Annotated in this window: 12 protein-coding genes; 9 read left to right on the forward strand and 3 right to left on the reverse strand. The window is 70.5% G+C overall.

What is annotated here, in order from left to right; translation table 11 throughout:
• Nucleotides 1-82 precede the first annotated feature (82 nt).
• Entirely contained in the window at nucleotides 83-1,627 is a 1,545-nt protein-coding gene (locus ACFVYA_RS06375) for a long-chain fatty acid--CoA ligase (protein WP_387043039.1), read from the forward strand.
• Nucleotides 1,627-2,175 carry a TetR/AcrR family transcriptional regulator gene (locus ACFVYA_RS06380; protein WP_285988825.1) on the forward strand — a complete coding sequence of 183 codons (549 nt, stop codon included), beginning with the start codon at nucleotides 1,627-1,629 and terminating at the stop codon, nucleotides 2,173-2,175. The genes ACFVYA_RS06375 and ACFVYA_RS06380 overlap by 1 nt, the downstream gene beginning before the upstream one ends.
• A gap of 6 nt (nucleotides 2,176-2,181) precedes the next feature.
• On the opposite strand, the gene ACFVYA_RS06385 is transcribed toward ACFVYA_RS06380, so the two are convergent.
• Nucleotides 2,182-2,583 carry a PPOX class F420-dependent oxidoreductase gene (locus ACFVYA_RS06385; RefSeq protein ID WP_285988826.1) on the reverse strand — a complete coding sequence of 134 codons (402 nt, stop codon included), beginning with the start codon at nucleotides 2,581-2,583 and terminating at the stop codon, nucleotides 2,182-2,184.
• Between the two features lie 156 nt (nucleotides 2,584-2,739).
• On the opposite strand from ACFVYA_RS06385, the gene ACFVYA_RS06390 reads away from it, so the two are divergent.
• Entirely contained in the window at nucleotides 2,740-3,945 is a 1,206-nt protein-coding gene (locus ACFVYA_RS06390) for a glycosyl hydrolase family 8 (RefSeq protein ID WP_387043041.1), read from the forward strand.
• Nucleotides 3,946-4,082: 137 nt separating this feature from the next.
• Here ACFVYA_RS06390 and ACFVYA_RS06395 read toward each other — a convergent pair whose 3' ends face one another.
• Entirely contained in the window at nucleotides 4,083-5,066 is a 984-nt protein-coding gene (locus tag ACFVYA_RS06395; RefSeq protein ID WP_387043043.1) for a Gfo/Idh/MocA family protein, read from the reverse strand.
• Between the two features lie 96 nt (nucleotides 5,067-5,162).
• Between ACFVYA_RS06395 and ACFVYA_RS06400 the strand changes: the two genes are divergently transcribed.
• Genes ACFVYA_RS06400 through ACFVYA_RS06420 form a run of 5 tightly spaced genes read left to right on the forward strand, consistent with a single transcriptional unit; the run spans nucleotide 5,163 to nucleotide 9,896 of the window.
• Nucleotides 5,163-6,113, forward strand: a complete 951-nt coding sequence (locus ACFVYA_RS06400; protein ID WP_387043045.1) for an ABC transporter substrate-binding protein — start codon at nucleotides 5,163-5,165, stop codon at nucleotides 6,111-6,113.
• Nucleotides 6,100-6,978 carry an amino acid ABC transporter permease gene (locus tag ACFVYA_RS06405; protein ID WP_387043047.1) on the forward strand — a complete coding sequence of 293 codons (879 nt, stop codon included), beginning with the start codon at nucleotides 6,100-6,102 and terminating at the stop codon, nucleotides 6,976-6,978. Before ACFVYA_RS06400 ends, ACFVYA_RS06405 begins: the two co-directional genes overlap by 14 nt.
• Nucleotides 6,971-7,738, forward strand: a complete 768-nt coding sequence (locus ACFVYA_RS06410) for an amino acid ABC transporter ATP-binding protein (RefSeq protein WP_387043049.1) — start codon at nucleotides 6,971-6,973, stop codon at nucleotides 7,736-7,738. The genes ACFVYA_RS06405 and ACFVYA_RS06410 overlap by 8 nt, the downstream gene beginning before the upstream one ends.
• On the forward strand, nucleotides 7,735-9,453 hold the full coding sequence (locus tag ACFVYA_RS06415) for an aminotransferase class V-fold PLP-dependent enzyme (protein WP_387043051.1): 1,719 nt from the start codon (nucleotides 7,735-7,737) through the stop codon (nucleotides 9,451-9,453). The genes ACFVYA_RS06410 and ACFVYA_RS06415 overlap by 4 nt, the downstream gene beginning before the upstream one ends.
• Before the next feature lie 53 nt (nucleotides 9,454-9,506).
• Complete coding sequence (locus tag ACFVYA_RS06420) at nucleotides 9,507-9,896, forward strand: hypothetical protein (protein ID WP_387043053.1); 390 nt, start codon at nucleotides 9,507-9,509, stop codon at nucleotides 9,894-9,896.
• Nucleotides 9,897-9,908: 12 nt separating this feature from the next.
• Here the strand turns inward: ACFVYA_RS06420 and ACFVYA_RS06425 are convergent, their stop codons facing one another.
• Nucleotides 9,909-11,081: a macrolide family glycosyltransferase gene (locus ACFVYA_RS06425; RefSeq protein ID WP_387043055.1), complete on the reverse strand. Its 1,173-nt coding sequence runs from the start codon at nucleotides 11,079-11,081 to the stop codon at nucleotides 9,909-9,911.
• Between the two features lie 262 nt (nucleotides 11,082-11,343).
• On the opposite strand from ACFVYA_RS06425, the gene ACFVYA_RS06430 reads away from it, so the two are divergent.
• Nucleotides 11,344-12,915: an alpha/beta hydrolase gene (locus ACFVYA_RS06430; RefSeq protein WP_387043057.1), complete on the forward strand. Its 1,572-nt coding sequence runs from the start codon at nucleotides 11,344-11,346 to the stop codon at nucleotides 12,913-12,915.
• Nucleotides 12,916-12,944 lie beyond the last annotated feature (29 nt).

Genomic DNA, 12,944 nt, shown 5'->3' on the forward strand with positions numbered 1-12,944 from the left:
AAGACACCCCATTGACGCCCGGCCCGCCGCGGCGCACCATAGACCGGTCTATGGTCCAGTGCCGGTCCGAAGGGGAACCCCCATGCCCGAAGACGTCCGCCCCCGGGTCCGGTTGTTCGGCGAGCTCCTGGCGCACTGGGCACGGGAACGCCCGGAGGACACCGCGCTGATCTTTGGCGACCGGACATGGACCTGGGCGGAGTTCGACGAGCGGGTCCGGCGGCTGTCCGGTGCCCTCGCGGCCGCCGGTGTCGGCCGGGACGACCGCGTCGCGTTCGTCGACAAGAACCACCCCGCCTGCCTGGAGACGACCTTCGCGGCGGCCGGGCTCGGCGCGGCCAACGCCGTGGTCAACTGGCGGCTTTCCGGCGACGAACTCGCCTACGTGCTCGAGGACGCGGGCGCGAAGGTGGTGTTCGTCGGGGCCGAGCTGCGGCCCGCGCTCGACGCGATCCGGGACCGGCTGCCCGCGGTGGAGCGCGTGATCGTCGTCGGCGGGGACGCCGACGAGTACGAGGCCTTCCTGACCTCCGCCGCGCCGCACAGCGCGACCGGTGTCGGTGAAGACGACGGCGTGCTGGTCATGTACACCAGTGGTACCACCGGTTTCCCGAAGGGCGCGGTGCTGACCCACCGCAGTGTCCTCGCGCACGGCCTCGCCGCCGGGACCGCGTTCCCGATCGGCCCGGGTGACGTCAACCTGGTCGCGATGCCGCTGTTCCACGTCGGCGGCAGCTGTTACGCGGTTTCGGGGTTCCTCTACGGAGAACCGTCCTACCTGACGCGCGAGCCGGACGCGGCGTCGCTGTTCGCGGCGCTGCGGGCCGGGATCACGCACGCCTTCCTGGTGCCCGCCGTCGTGGCCGGGATCGCGCAGGCGGGCGAGGCCGCGCTGCAGGCGTTCTCCCGGCTGAAGTACCTCTGCTACGGCGCTTCGCCGATGCCGCTCCCGCTGCTGCGCACGGTGCTCGCCGCCTGGCCGGACGTCAAGTTCGCCCAGGTTTACGGCATGACCGAACTGTCCGGCGCGGTCACCGCCCTGGACCCGGACGCGCACCGGGACGGCACGCGCCCGGAACGGCTCGCCTCGGCGGGCACCGCACTGTCCGGAGTGGACATCCGGATCGTCGACCCGGTCACGACGGAGGACGCCGGCGTCGGCGAGGTGTGGGTGCGCACCGAGCAGCGGATGGCCGGTTATCTCGGCAAGCCCGAGGCCACCGCGGAGACCGTCGTGGACGGCTGGGTCCGCACCGGTGACGTCGGGCGCCTCGACGACGGCGGGTTCCTGTTCCTCGAAGACCGCGTCAAGGACATGATCATCACCGGCGGCGAGAACGTCTACTCGCCCGAAGTCGAGCGCGTCGTGGCGGAATTCCCCGGCGTCGCCGAGGTGGCCGTGATCGGTGTGCCGGACGAGCGGTGGGGCGAGCAGGTCAAGGCCGTCGTCGCCGGCGATCAGCTCGACGCCGGGAAGATCGTGGAGTTCTGCCGCGAGCGGCTGGCCCACTACAAGTGCCCGCGCAGCGTCGACGTCGTGGAGGCGTTGCCGCGCAACGCCACCGGCAAGATCCTCAAGCGTTCGCTGCGCGAGCCCTACTGGCGGGACCGGGACCGGAACGTCTGATGCCGCCGGTGACGCGGCGCGGGTACTTCGAGGCCGCGCTGAAGGTGCTGGCGGAGCACGGGTTCACCGAGCTGAACGTCGGCGTGCTGTGCCGCGGCCTCGGCGTCACGAGCGGGTCTTTCTACCACCACTTCGGTGGCTGGCCGGGGTTCGTGGCACAGCTGCTGGCGCACTGGGAGGACCGCCAGGTGCGCATCCTGCGCGAGCGGAACTTCGGCACCGGCGGGCCGGCGGCCGACTTCGCCGCGCTGATGGACCTCACCCTCGGGCTGCCCCACGAGGCCGAGGCGGCGATCCGCGCGTGGGCGAAGAACGACGAAACCGTGCGCGCGGCGCAGAAGCGCGTCGACGACGCCCGGCTGCGGACGGTCGGCAAGGCGGTCGAAGGCATCGTCGGCGACCGGGCGCTGGCCCGGACGCTGACGTCCCTCGGGATGGCGATGCTGGTGGGCCACCAGCAGCTGAGGTCGGCGGGCGAGCACGGCGATCTGGCGGAGTTGCTGGCGGAGTACACCCGGCTGGTGCACTCGCGTGCGGGCGGCGGCTGAGCGGGATCAGGCGTTGCCGAGTACCCGGGTCACGGTGATCTCGATGACGACCCGCTGCGGGTTCGGCTTGGGCTGCCGATAGCGGGCGGCGTACCGGTTTTCGGCGTCCCGCACCGATTCGGGGTCTTCACGCAGCACCGCTCGTCCCTCCAAAGTGGACCAGCGAGGGCCGTCGAGCTGGCAGACCGCGACGGGGATCCCGTCCGGGCCCGCGGCGCGCACGAGCCGGGCCTTGACCGACGGCGCGAAGGTGATCACGCGGGCGAGGCCGGCGTCGAAGTCGACGGTCACGCCGACCGCGACGACGTGCGGGGTGCCGTCCGGCCGGACCGTGGTCAGCGTGGCCAGGTGGCGCTCGGTCCAGAACGCGCGGAAGTCCGGCCCGCGGCCGTCGAGGTCGATCTCCATGACGTCCACGCTAGTCCGTCCGGGTGGGCTGGGCGCCGGGGGACCCACTCTCGGTCATGGTAAGGAAAGTTTCCTAACCCTCTTGACCTGGTCTTGAACCGTCTGTCAGGCTTCGATCACCTTCGCCGCAGCCAACGATGTCTTTACGGAGGAGCCATGAAGAGAGTCGTCCGGGCGGTGGTGGTTTCGGCCGCGCTCGCCGCGGGGCTGGTGAGCGTGCCGACGGCGGCGTCCGCGGCCGAAACCCCGTACGTGCCGGGAACGCTGCGGCCGTCCGTCTCGCAGGCCACGCAGGATGCCGCGCTGCAGAAGTACTACGACTTCTGGAAGAAGAACTTCCTGACGACCAAGTGCGGCACCGGCACCTACGCCGTATTGTCCAAGGACGCCGACCACTCCTTCGTCGCCGAGGGCGAGGGGTACGGCATGACGATCTCGGCGATGATGGCGGACAAGGATCCGCAGGCGCGCTCGATCGTCGACGGGATCCTGAAGTTCGTGAAGGCGCACCCGTCGGTCAACAACAAGGACCTGCACGCGGCCGAGCAGGATGCGAACTGCAAGAGCGTCAACGGCAGCGACTCCGCCACCGACGGCGACCTCGAAATCGCCTACGGCCTGCTGATCGCGGACAAGAAGTGGGGCAGCGGCGGCTCGGTGAACTACAAGGCCGAAGCCGTCCGGATCATCAACGCGATCAAGAAGAGCGAGGTCAACGGCACCACGAAGTTCACCCTGCTCGGCGACTGGGGCAACGACGCGGAGTACAAGAACAGCTCGCGTTCGTCGGACTGGATGCCGGGTCACCTGCGCGCGTTCGCCACGGCGACCGGCGACAGCTTCTGGACGTCGGTCCGCACCCGCTCGGAGACTGCGGTGAGCCGGCTGCAGTCGTCGTACGCGCCGAACACCGGGCTGTTGCCGGACTTCGTGATCGGCACGAACTCGACGCCGAAGCCGGCGCCGTCGAACTTCCTGGAGGGCCCGTACGACGGCAAGTACAGCTGGAACGCCTGCCGCGACCCGTGGCGCCTCGGCGCGGACGCGATCTCGGCGTCCGGGAGTGCGGCGGTCGCGCAGGTCCGCAAGATGAACACCTGGATCAAGTCGGCCACGGGTGGCGACCCGGCGAAGATCCAGAGCGGCTATTCGCTGTCGGGCTCGAAGACCGAAAGCGGCCGGCACCCGTGCTTCACGGCGCCGTTCGCGGTGGCGGCGATGACGGACCCGGGCAGCCAGGCCTGGCTGGACAAGCTGTGGACGGCGGTGTCGTCGTGGTCCCCGGACGCGACGGACTACTACGGGACGGGCATCACGATCCAGGTGCTCCTGATCCTGAGCGGCAACTACGTGGCCGTCTGAGCGCGGGGACGGCCCGCACCCGGAAACTCGGGTGCGGGCCGAGCCTCCGGCGGGTGAGACTGGCGCCATGACCGGTCACCCGCGCAGTGGGCGCACGGCCGAGCACTACATGATGTGGCGCAAGGCGACGTGCGCGCTCAGCTCGGTTCGCGGACCGGCAGTCCGGCGGCCCGGTAGATCTCGTCGATCACGGTCATCGTCTCGACCGCGTCGGCCGCCGAGGTCTTCACCGGTTCGCTCCGCAGGACGGCCGCCGCGAACGCGTCCAGCTGGTATGCGTACGTCGATCTCCGTGGGAACTTCTCCGTGCGGCGTGACTCGCCGATGCGGGCCGTCAGGCGGTGGTACGCCTGCGGCATCAAGGGGTTGAAGACACTGAGCGAACCCCGGGAGCCGATCACCTTCGCGCTGATCTTCAGCAGCGAAGACGACCACATCGAACACTCCACGCGCCCGGTGTGGCCGGACGGGTACGCCAGCTCCGCCGTCATCGCCCGGTCCACCCGGGGCGACCGCAGCTTCGCCGACGCCGAAACCACCGACGGCGTCTCGCCGCCGAAGACCCGTGCCATGTGGACCGCGTAGCAGCCCGCGTCCATCGTGGCCCCGCCCGCCAGCGCGTAGTCGTAGCGGATGTCCGAGAACTTCGGCAGCGGGAAGCACAACGCCGTCTCGACCCGCTGAAGAGTGCCCAGCTCGCCCGAGGCCACGATCTCCTCCACCCGCAGCGCCAGCGGGTGGTACCGGTAGTGGAACGCCTCCATCACCGCGCGGTCCGAAGCGGCTGCCACCTGAGCGATTTCCCGGGCTTCCGCCGCGTTGGCCGTGAACGGCTTCTCGCACAGGACGTGCTTGCCGGCCGCCAGGGCGGCGAGTGTCCAGCGGCCGTGCAGGCCGTTCGGCAGCGGGTTGTAGACGGCGTCGATGTCCGGATCCGCCAGCAGCTCGTCGTACCCGGCGTACACCCGAGGGATGCCGTGCCTGGTCGCAAACGCTTGCGCGCGGTCGCGTGACCGGGCCGCGATCGCGACGACCGAGACCGAGGGCGCAGACGCGGCGGGCTTGATCAGGGCCGCCGGGGCGATGCGAGCCGCCCCCAGGATGCCGATCCGCAGGCTCATGCCGCGAAGCTAGCACCGGACCGAATTTCAACTATGAGTTGACCTCTTCAACAACGAGTTGTAGCGTTCCGGCCAGCCGAACAGTGGAGGTCCGTTATGTCCCGTTCTCGTGCCCTGCAGGCGGGAGTGTTGCTCGCGAGCGTCGCCGTGCTGGTGGCGGCTTGTGGTGGCGGTCCGGACGGTGCGGGCGGGACGTCGCAGGCCGCCGGCGCGCCCGCGTCCGGCATCCCGGACACCGCCGCGATCGTCCAGGGCGTGCAGAAGGACGCCCAGCTCAACGCGGGTCTGCCGGACGCCGTCAAGCAGGCCGGCCTGCACCTGGCCTCGAACCTGCAGTCCGCGCCCAACAACTTCTACGCCGCCGACGGCAAGACCCCGATCGGCTACGAGGTCGACCTCGCCAAGGCGATCGCCGCCAAGCTCGGCGTCGCCGTCACCCACCAGGACATGGCGTTCGGCTCGCTCATCACGAGCCTCCAGTCCGGCCGCATCGACCTCACCATGGCCGGCATGAACGACACCAAGGCCCGCCAGGCGCAGATCGACTTCGTCGACTACTTCACCTCGGGCATCACGATCATGATCCGCAAGGGCAACCCCGACGGCATCACCGGCCCGGACACCCTGTGCGGCAAGAACGTCGCCGTCGTGCAGGGCACCAGCCACCAGAAGTTCGCCGAAGCGCAGAGCACGAAGTGCACGCAGGCCGGCAAGCCCGCGCTCACCGTCACCGCGACCGACAGCGACAACCAGAACCAGAACCAGCTGCGCACCGGCCGCGTCGCCGCGATCCTCAACGACCTGCCCAGCGCCGTCTACATCTCGCGCACCGCGGGCGACGGCAAGTTCTTCGAGGTCGTCCCGGGTGAGCCGATCGAGGGCGGGCCGTACGGCATCGGCGTCAACAAGGCCAACACGGCGCTGCGGGACTCCGTCCAGAAGGCGCTCCAGGCCCTGATCACCGACGGCACCTACGGCAAGATCCTGCAGGCCTGGGGCGTCGAGCAGGGCGCGATCAAGGAGGCCGCGGTCAATGGCGGCTCCTGAGCCACTGCCGATCGTCCGGCTCCGGCACTGGGGCCGGTGGGTCGCCGCCGCGATCATCCTGGCCCTGCTGGTGCTGCTGGGTATCGCCCTCGGCAACGCGCAGATCGCGTGGAACCAGGTCCCGGACTTCGTCTTCTACAAGGTGATGGCGACCGGCCTGCTCAACACCGTCGTGCTGGCCGTGCTGTCCCAGGCCGTCGCGATCGTGCTCGGCATCGTCATCGCCCTGCTGCGCCGCAGCGCCAATCCGGTCGCCCGGTGGTTCGCCGCCGGCTACATCTGGATCTTCCGCGGCCTGCCCGTGCTGCTGCAGATCCTCCTCTGGTACAACCTGGCGCTCGTCTTCCCCGTGATCGACATCCCGTTCCTCGTCCACGAGCAGACGAACGTGCTGATCAGCGCGTTCACCGCCGCGTTCCTCGGCTTGGCGCTCAACGAGAGCGCGTACATGGCCGAGATCGTCCGGGCCGGGCTGAACAGCGTCGACAGCGGCCAGACCGAGGCCGCGAAGTCGATCGGCATGACGCCGGCCGCGACGCTGCGCCGGGTCGTGCTGCCGCAGGCCATGCGCGTGATCATCCCGCCCACCGGCAACGACTTCATCAACATGCTCAAGGGCACGTCGATGGCCTCGGTGATCGGCGTGACCGAGCTGATCCACGCCGCCAACAACATCTCGTCGAACAACCTGCTGGTGATGGAGACGCTGCTGGCCGCGGCCGTCTGGTACATGGTCGTGGTGACCGTCGCCGGGGTCGGCCAGCACTACCTGGAACGTTCGTTCGGTCAAGCGGACCGCGGGCCGCTCGCCCGCGCGGGCAGGGCGCTGCGCGGCGTGCCGCTGGTGAGGAGTGCCCGTGTCTGAACCGCTGCTGCGCGCCGTCGGCGTCAAGAAGTCCTACGGCCACACCGAAGTGCTCGGCGGCATCGACCTCGAAGTCCACAAGGGACAGGTCGTCTGCCTGCTCGGCCCGTCCGGCGCCGGGAAGAGCACGTTCCTGCGCTGCATCAACCACCTCGAGACCATCGACGCCGGCCAGATCTGGGTTGACGGCGAGCCGATCGGCTTCCGGCAGCGCGGCGGCAAGCTGTACGAACTGCGCGAACGCGACGTCGCCCGGCAGCGCCGGGACATCGGCATGGTGTTCCAGCGGTTCAACCTGTTCGCGCACCGGACGGCGCTGGAGAACGTCGTCGAGGGCCCGATCCGGGTGCTGGGCGTGAAACCGGCGGAAGCGCGCAAGCAGGGCCTCGAACTGCTCGACCGCGTCGGGCTGGGCCATCGCGGCGACGCCTACCCGGCGCAGCTGTCCGGCGGGCAGCAGCAGCGCGTCGCGATCGCCCGGTCGCTCGCGATGAAACCGAAGCTGATGCTGTTCGACGAGCCGACGTCCGCGCTCGACCCGGAGCTGGTCGGCGAGGTCCTCGAGGTGATGAGTACGTTGGCGGGGGAGGGGATGACGATGGTCGTCGTGACGCACGAGATGAGCTTCGCCGCGGAGGCCGCCGACGAGGTGGTGTTCCTGGCCGACGGCGCTGTCGTCGAGACCGGGCCGCCTTCGGAGGTCTTGAGCGCGCCGAAGCACGACCGCACCCGGCAGTTCCTGGCGAGGATCCTCGCGTGAGGAGGATTTCGCCCCGGTACCTGCTCCAGTTCGACGAGCCCGCCGGCTACCTCGACTTCGCCCGCTTCGGCCCGCCGTCGCACGCGGTGCTCGACACGACGGCCGCCCTGCTCGACCAGGCCACCACGGCCGGGCCGTCCACAGTGGACGAGCTGATGCGGCAGGAGGTTCGTGCCAAGGCCGCGGCGGCGCGGCTGTCCGGCTCGGACACCGACCACACCGTGCTGCTGCCCCACACCAGCCTGGGCCTGTTCCAGGCCGCCTTCCACAGCTCGGGCGAGGTGCTGGTTTCGGCGGCCGAGTTCCCGGCCAACACCTACCCGTGGGCGCGTGCCGAGCAGGCCGGACGGCTGCGCGTCAGGCGGCTGACCGGCGGTTACGTGACGCCTGAGCGGGTCGCCGAAGCGTTGACGCCGGAAATCACCACCGTCAGCGTGAGCGCCGTCGACTTCCGCACCGGGTTCCGCGCCGACCTGGCCGCGCTGCGTGACGTCGTCGGCGACCGGCTGCTGGTCGTCGACGGCATCCAGGGCTTCGGCGTGATCGAGGAGCCGTGGGAGGTCGCCGACGTCCTGGTCGTCGGCGGCCAGAAGTGGCTGCGCGCGGGCTGGGGGACCGGCTTCGCGGTGTTGTCCGATCGGGCGTTGGAGCGGATGGACCCGGTGCTGTCGGGCTGGACCGGCGCGCGCGACCCCGGCCTGTTCGACGACGAGATCCACCCGCCGGACGGCACCGCGCAGTCGTGGTCGATCTCCAACCTCAGCCCGATCACCTCCGGCGCGTTCGCCGAGGCGCTCGAGCTGGTCGAAGAGGCCGGGGTCGGCGCCATCGCGGCGCGGATCGCCGAGCGGCTGGGGCAGTTCGAAGAGGTGCTCGCCTCCTGCGGCGCCGAAGTCGTGTCGGCCGTGGACCGGCGCGCGGGAATCCTCGCGTTCACCCTGCCCGGCCACCCCGCCGAGCAGGTCGGCGCCGCGCTGGCCAACGCCGGCATCGCGGCGACCGTGCGTCCCGAGCACGTCCGGCTCTCGCCGCACGCCTCCACCCCGGCGGCCGCCGCGGACCTGCTGCGTTCGGCGTTGGAGACGTTGACCGCACCCCGGGAGCCGCTGGTCGTCCCGGCCGCGGGCGCGACGACGCACGAGGTGCTCACCGCCCTGGTGCCGGCCATCCCGGGGCTCGCGGCGATGCTCGGGCCGGGCAACGAAGTCCTGCTGCACGACCTGAGCCGGCTGCCGGACTCGATCATCGCCATCGCCGGCGACCTCACCGGCCGCAGCGTCGGCGGCCCGATGACCGACCTGCTGCTCGGCCTGGTCCGCCGCGGCACCACCCAGGACCTGACGAACTACCGCACGCACGGCCCGGACGGACGGCCGATCCGCTCCTCGACGCTGTTCCTGCGCGACGCCGACGGGGTCGCGGTCGGCTGCCTGTGCGTCAACAGCGTCGAAGAGGCGGCGGCCCCGGGGGGCAACGGCGAGCCGGAGACTTTCCCACCGGACGTCGACAGCCTGCAACGGTTCCTCGTGGACCGGGCGGTGACCAAGGCGGGCATCCCGGTGGACCTCATGAAGAAGCGGCACAAGGCGGACGTGGTGCGGGAGCTCGACGAAGCCGGTTATTTCCTGATCAAGGACGCCGTCGACCACCTGGCCGGGCGCCTCGACGTCACCCGCTACACGATCTACAACTACCTCAACGAAATCCGGGCCTGACGCTGCCCGATCGGCCCTTGCCTGGTGGTCCGTTCGGGCGCACCATGGCCCGCATGACCGAATCGGACACGCGGGCCCTGGTCCGGCTCGAGGCGGACGGCGAGGCGGACGCCGAAGAGCTCGACGTGCTGGCCCGCCGGCTGCGCGCCGAGCTGGGCGAACTGGACGTCGACCTGCTGCCGGTCCCGGGCGAGCTCCCACCGGGTGCGAAGGCCGCCGACCCGGTGACGATCGGCTCGCTGATGGTGGCCTTCAGCGCGGCCGGCGGCGTGTTCCCGGGGCTCGTCGAAACGCTGCGCGAGTGGCTGGGCCGCCAGGCGGGCAAGCACAAGATCAAGGTGACCATCGACGGCGACACGGTCGAGCTGGAGCGGGCGACCACGGCCGAACGCCAGCAGCTGATCGACGCCTTCGTCAGCCGGCACGCTCAGCCGACCGGCTGACGAAGGTCGCCATCACTCCATAAAGGACTCCACGGTGTCGGCCGCGAAGGAAACCCCGCCGTGACCGCGGATCTCCGTCTTCAGCTCCGCCAGCCGCGAAGCCACCGAAGCCGACGAGGACACCTCATCCACCGCTTCCCGCAGCGAGGAAGCCGTCACCGAATCGGCCGGCAGGTGACGGCCCACCCCGAGTGCCTCCAGCTGGGCCGCGTTCCCGAACTGGTCCGCCGCCTGGGGGATCGCGACCGTCGGGACGCCGAACCACAACGCTTCGGTCGCGCCGCCCATCCCCGCGTGCGTGATGAACGCCGACGCCGCTTCCAGCACCGCCAGCTGCGGGACACTCTCGTACACCTCCACCGAGGCAGGCAGCGGTCCGAGGGAAGCAGGCGAGACGTGCTTTCCCAGAGACATCACGACGTGCCAGTCCGAAGCGAACGCGGCCACGCACGCCCGGTAGACGTCGAGCTGGTCGTTGAACGCCGTCCCGAACGACACCAGCAGCACCCGGCGGCCCGACGTCGGCGGTGTCCACGACCGATCGGCCAACCGCACCGGGTCGAGGCACGGCCCGACGAACCGCACGTGCGGCCCCACCCGGTCCGCGTTCGGCTGCATCGCGCGCGGGATCAGCGAAAGGATCCGCGCCGGGTGCCCGAGCCACTCCCACGGATCGGCCGAAACGCCGTGGGCCGAGAGCCACCGCGACAACGTGGCCGCGTAGTCCACTCCGGACGGTGACGTCTTGATCGGGCCCATCACCTCGGCCATGTCCTCGTCGTAGCCCTCCCACGCCACCAGCGTCGGCGACAGCTGGACCGCGGGCACGCCGTAGCGCGCACCCAGCAGCGGCGCGCCCAGCCCGCCGATGTCGTACAGCACCAGGTCGGGCCGGTCGTCGTCGAACCGCGCGGTGAGCTGCGGGTGGATCGCGATGGCTTCGTCGAGGAAGACGCGCATGGCTTCGGCCGGCTCGTCCGGCCACACGGCCGCTTCGCCGAGCGGGAACGTCGTCGGGTGCTCGACGACCTCGGCACCCGTCGGGGCGACCAGCGACGCCAGCGGCGCGCCGACGACGTAGGACACCCGGTGGCCGCGGCGGACCAGCTCACCGACCACGCCCAGCGACGGGTAGATGTGGCTCGGCGCGGTGCAGCCGACCATGACGATGTGTTTGCGCAGCATGGTGCTCCTTCAAGACGAAGAAAGAACAGACGGCGCGCAGGTGAAGGGACCCTCCCGGTAGGCGGGGAGTCCGGCGGTCACGCCGTCTCAGACGAGGCGGAGCCGGATGAAGAAGATCATGAAACCGACCGTACGGGATCCCGGATCGACCGCGCCACCCGATTTCCGCCTTTCGTAGGGCATTCGCGGTCAGGCCGTCCCGGCGGGCCCGGCCGGGACTAGGGTTCTCCCGCCCGAAGACGCAGGGGAAAGGGAGAAAACAGTGAGACGTGCCGTAATCGCCGCGGTGGCCGCCGCCGCGGCGGCGTCCGCGCTCGTGGCCGCACCGCCCGCGACCGCCGCGCCCGCCGCCCCCGCGGCGATCGCCTGGGGACCGTGCACCGATCCCACGCTGGTCGCCGCCGGCGCCGAATGCGGGTACCTGGGCGTGCCGCTCGACTACCGCAAGCCGGCCGGGGAGCAGGTCCAGCTCGCCGTCACCCGCGTCAAGCACAAGGTTCCCGACGCGCAGTACCAGGGCGTCATGCTGACCAACCCCGGTGGCCCCGGCGGTTCCGGCCTGCTGCTGGCCACCCGCGGCCCGCGCGTGCCCAACCACGCCGGTGACGCCTACGACTGGGTCGGCTTCGACCCGCGCGGTGTCGGCGCCAGCAAGCCCGCGCTGAGCTGCGACCCGAACTACATGGACTACAACCGGCCGCAGTACGTGCCGTTCACCCCGCAGCTGGAGCGGACCTGGCTCGACCGCGCCAAGGGGTACGCCGAAGCCTGCGCGAAGAACAACTCGCGCGCCCTGCTGGAGAACATGAAGACGACCGACACGGTCAAGGACATGGACTCCATCCGCAAGGCGCTCGGCCAGCGGCAGCTGAACTTCTACGGCTACTCCTACGGCACCTACCTCGGCCAGGTGTACGGCTCGCTGTACCCGCAGAACGTCCGCCGGATGGTGCTCGACTCGACGGTCGACCCGCGCGGTGTCTGGTACGGCGACAACCTGAACCAGGACGTCGCGTTCGACAAGAACATCCTCATCTGGTTCGGCTGGCTCGCCCAGCACGACGACGTCTACCACCTCGGCAAGACCCAGGCCGCCGTGCAGCGGGTCGTCAACGAGCAGCTGCTCAAGGCGTCCTTCGACCCGGCGGGCGGCGTGATCGGGCCGGACGAGATCCTCGACGTCATCCAGCAGGCCAGCTACTACCAGCTGCGGTGGACGCTGCTCGGCGACGCGCTGTCCCGGTTCGTCAACAAGGGTGACTGGCAGAACTGGAAGACGCTCTTCGAGGCCTTCGGCGGCCGTGGTGACGACAACGGCTACGCGGTGTACCTCGCCGTGCAGTGCACCGACGTCCAGTGGCCGCAGAGCTGGAACCAGTGGAAGCGCGACAACTGGCAGACCTTCGCCAAGGCGCCGTACTTCACCTGGCAGAACGCGTGGTTCAACGCACCCTGCCTGAACTGGCCCGCCAAGGCCGGGAAGCCGACGAAGATCGACGGCCGGGGCGTCCAGAGCGTCCTGATGATCGACGAGACGCTCGACGCGGCGACGCCGTTCGAAGGCAGCATCGAGGTCCGCAGCCGGTTCCCGGGCGCTTCGCTGATCGCGGAGCCGGGCGGCACCAGCCACGCGATCACCCCGCGGGGCAACGCGTGCGTCGACACCAAGATCGCGGACTACCTGGCGACGGGCGCGCTCCCGGCCCGCAAGCCGGGCCGCACGGCCGACGTCGAGTGCGCGCCGCTGCCCCAGCCGACGCCGCCGGCGCCGACGGCCGCCAAGGCCGACGTCGCGGCGACGCAGGGCCTGGTGGCCGGGCGGTTCGCCGGCTGACCTGCGGAAACCCTGGGAAACGGGGTGCC

The organism is Amycolatopsis sp. NPDC058278 (genome assembly GCF_042881395.1).
Taxonomy (GTDB): domain Bacteria; phylum Actinomycetota; class Actinomycetes; order Mycobacteriales; family Pseudonocardiaceae; genus Amycolatopsis.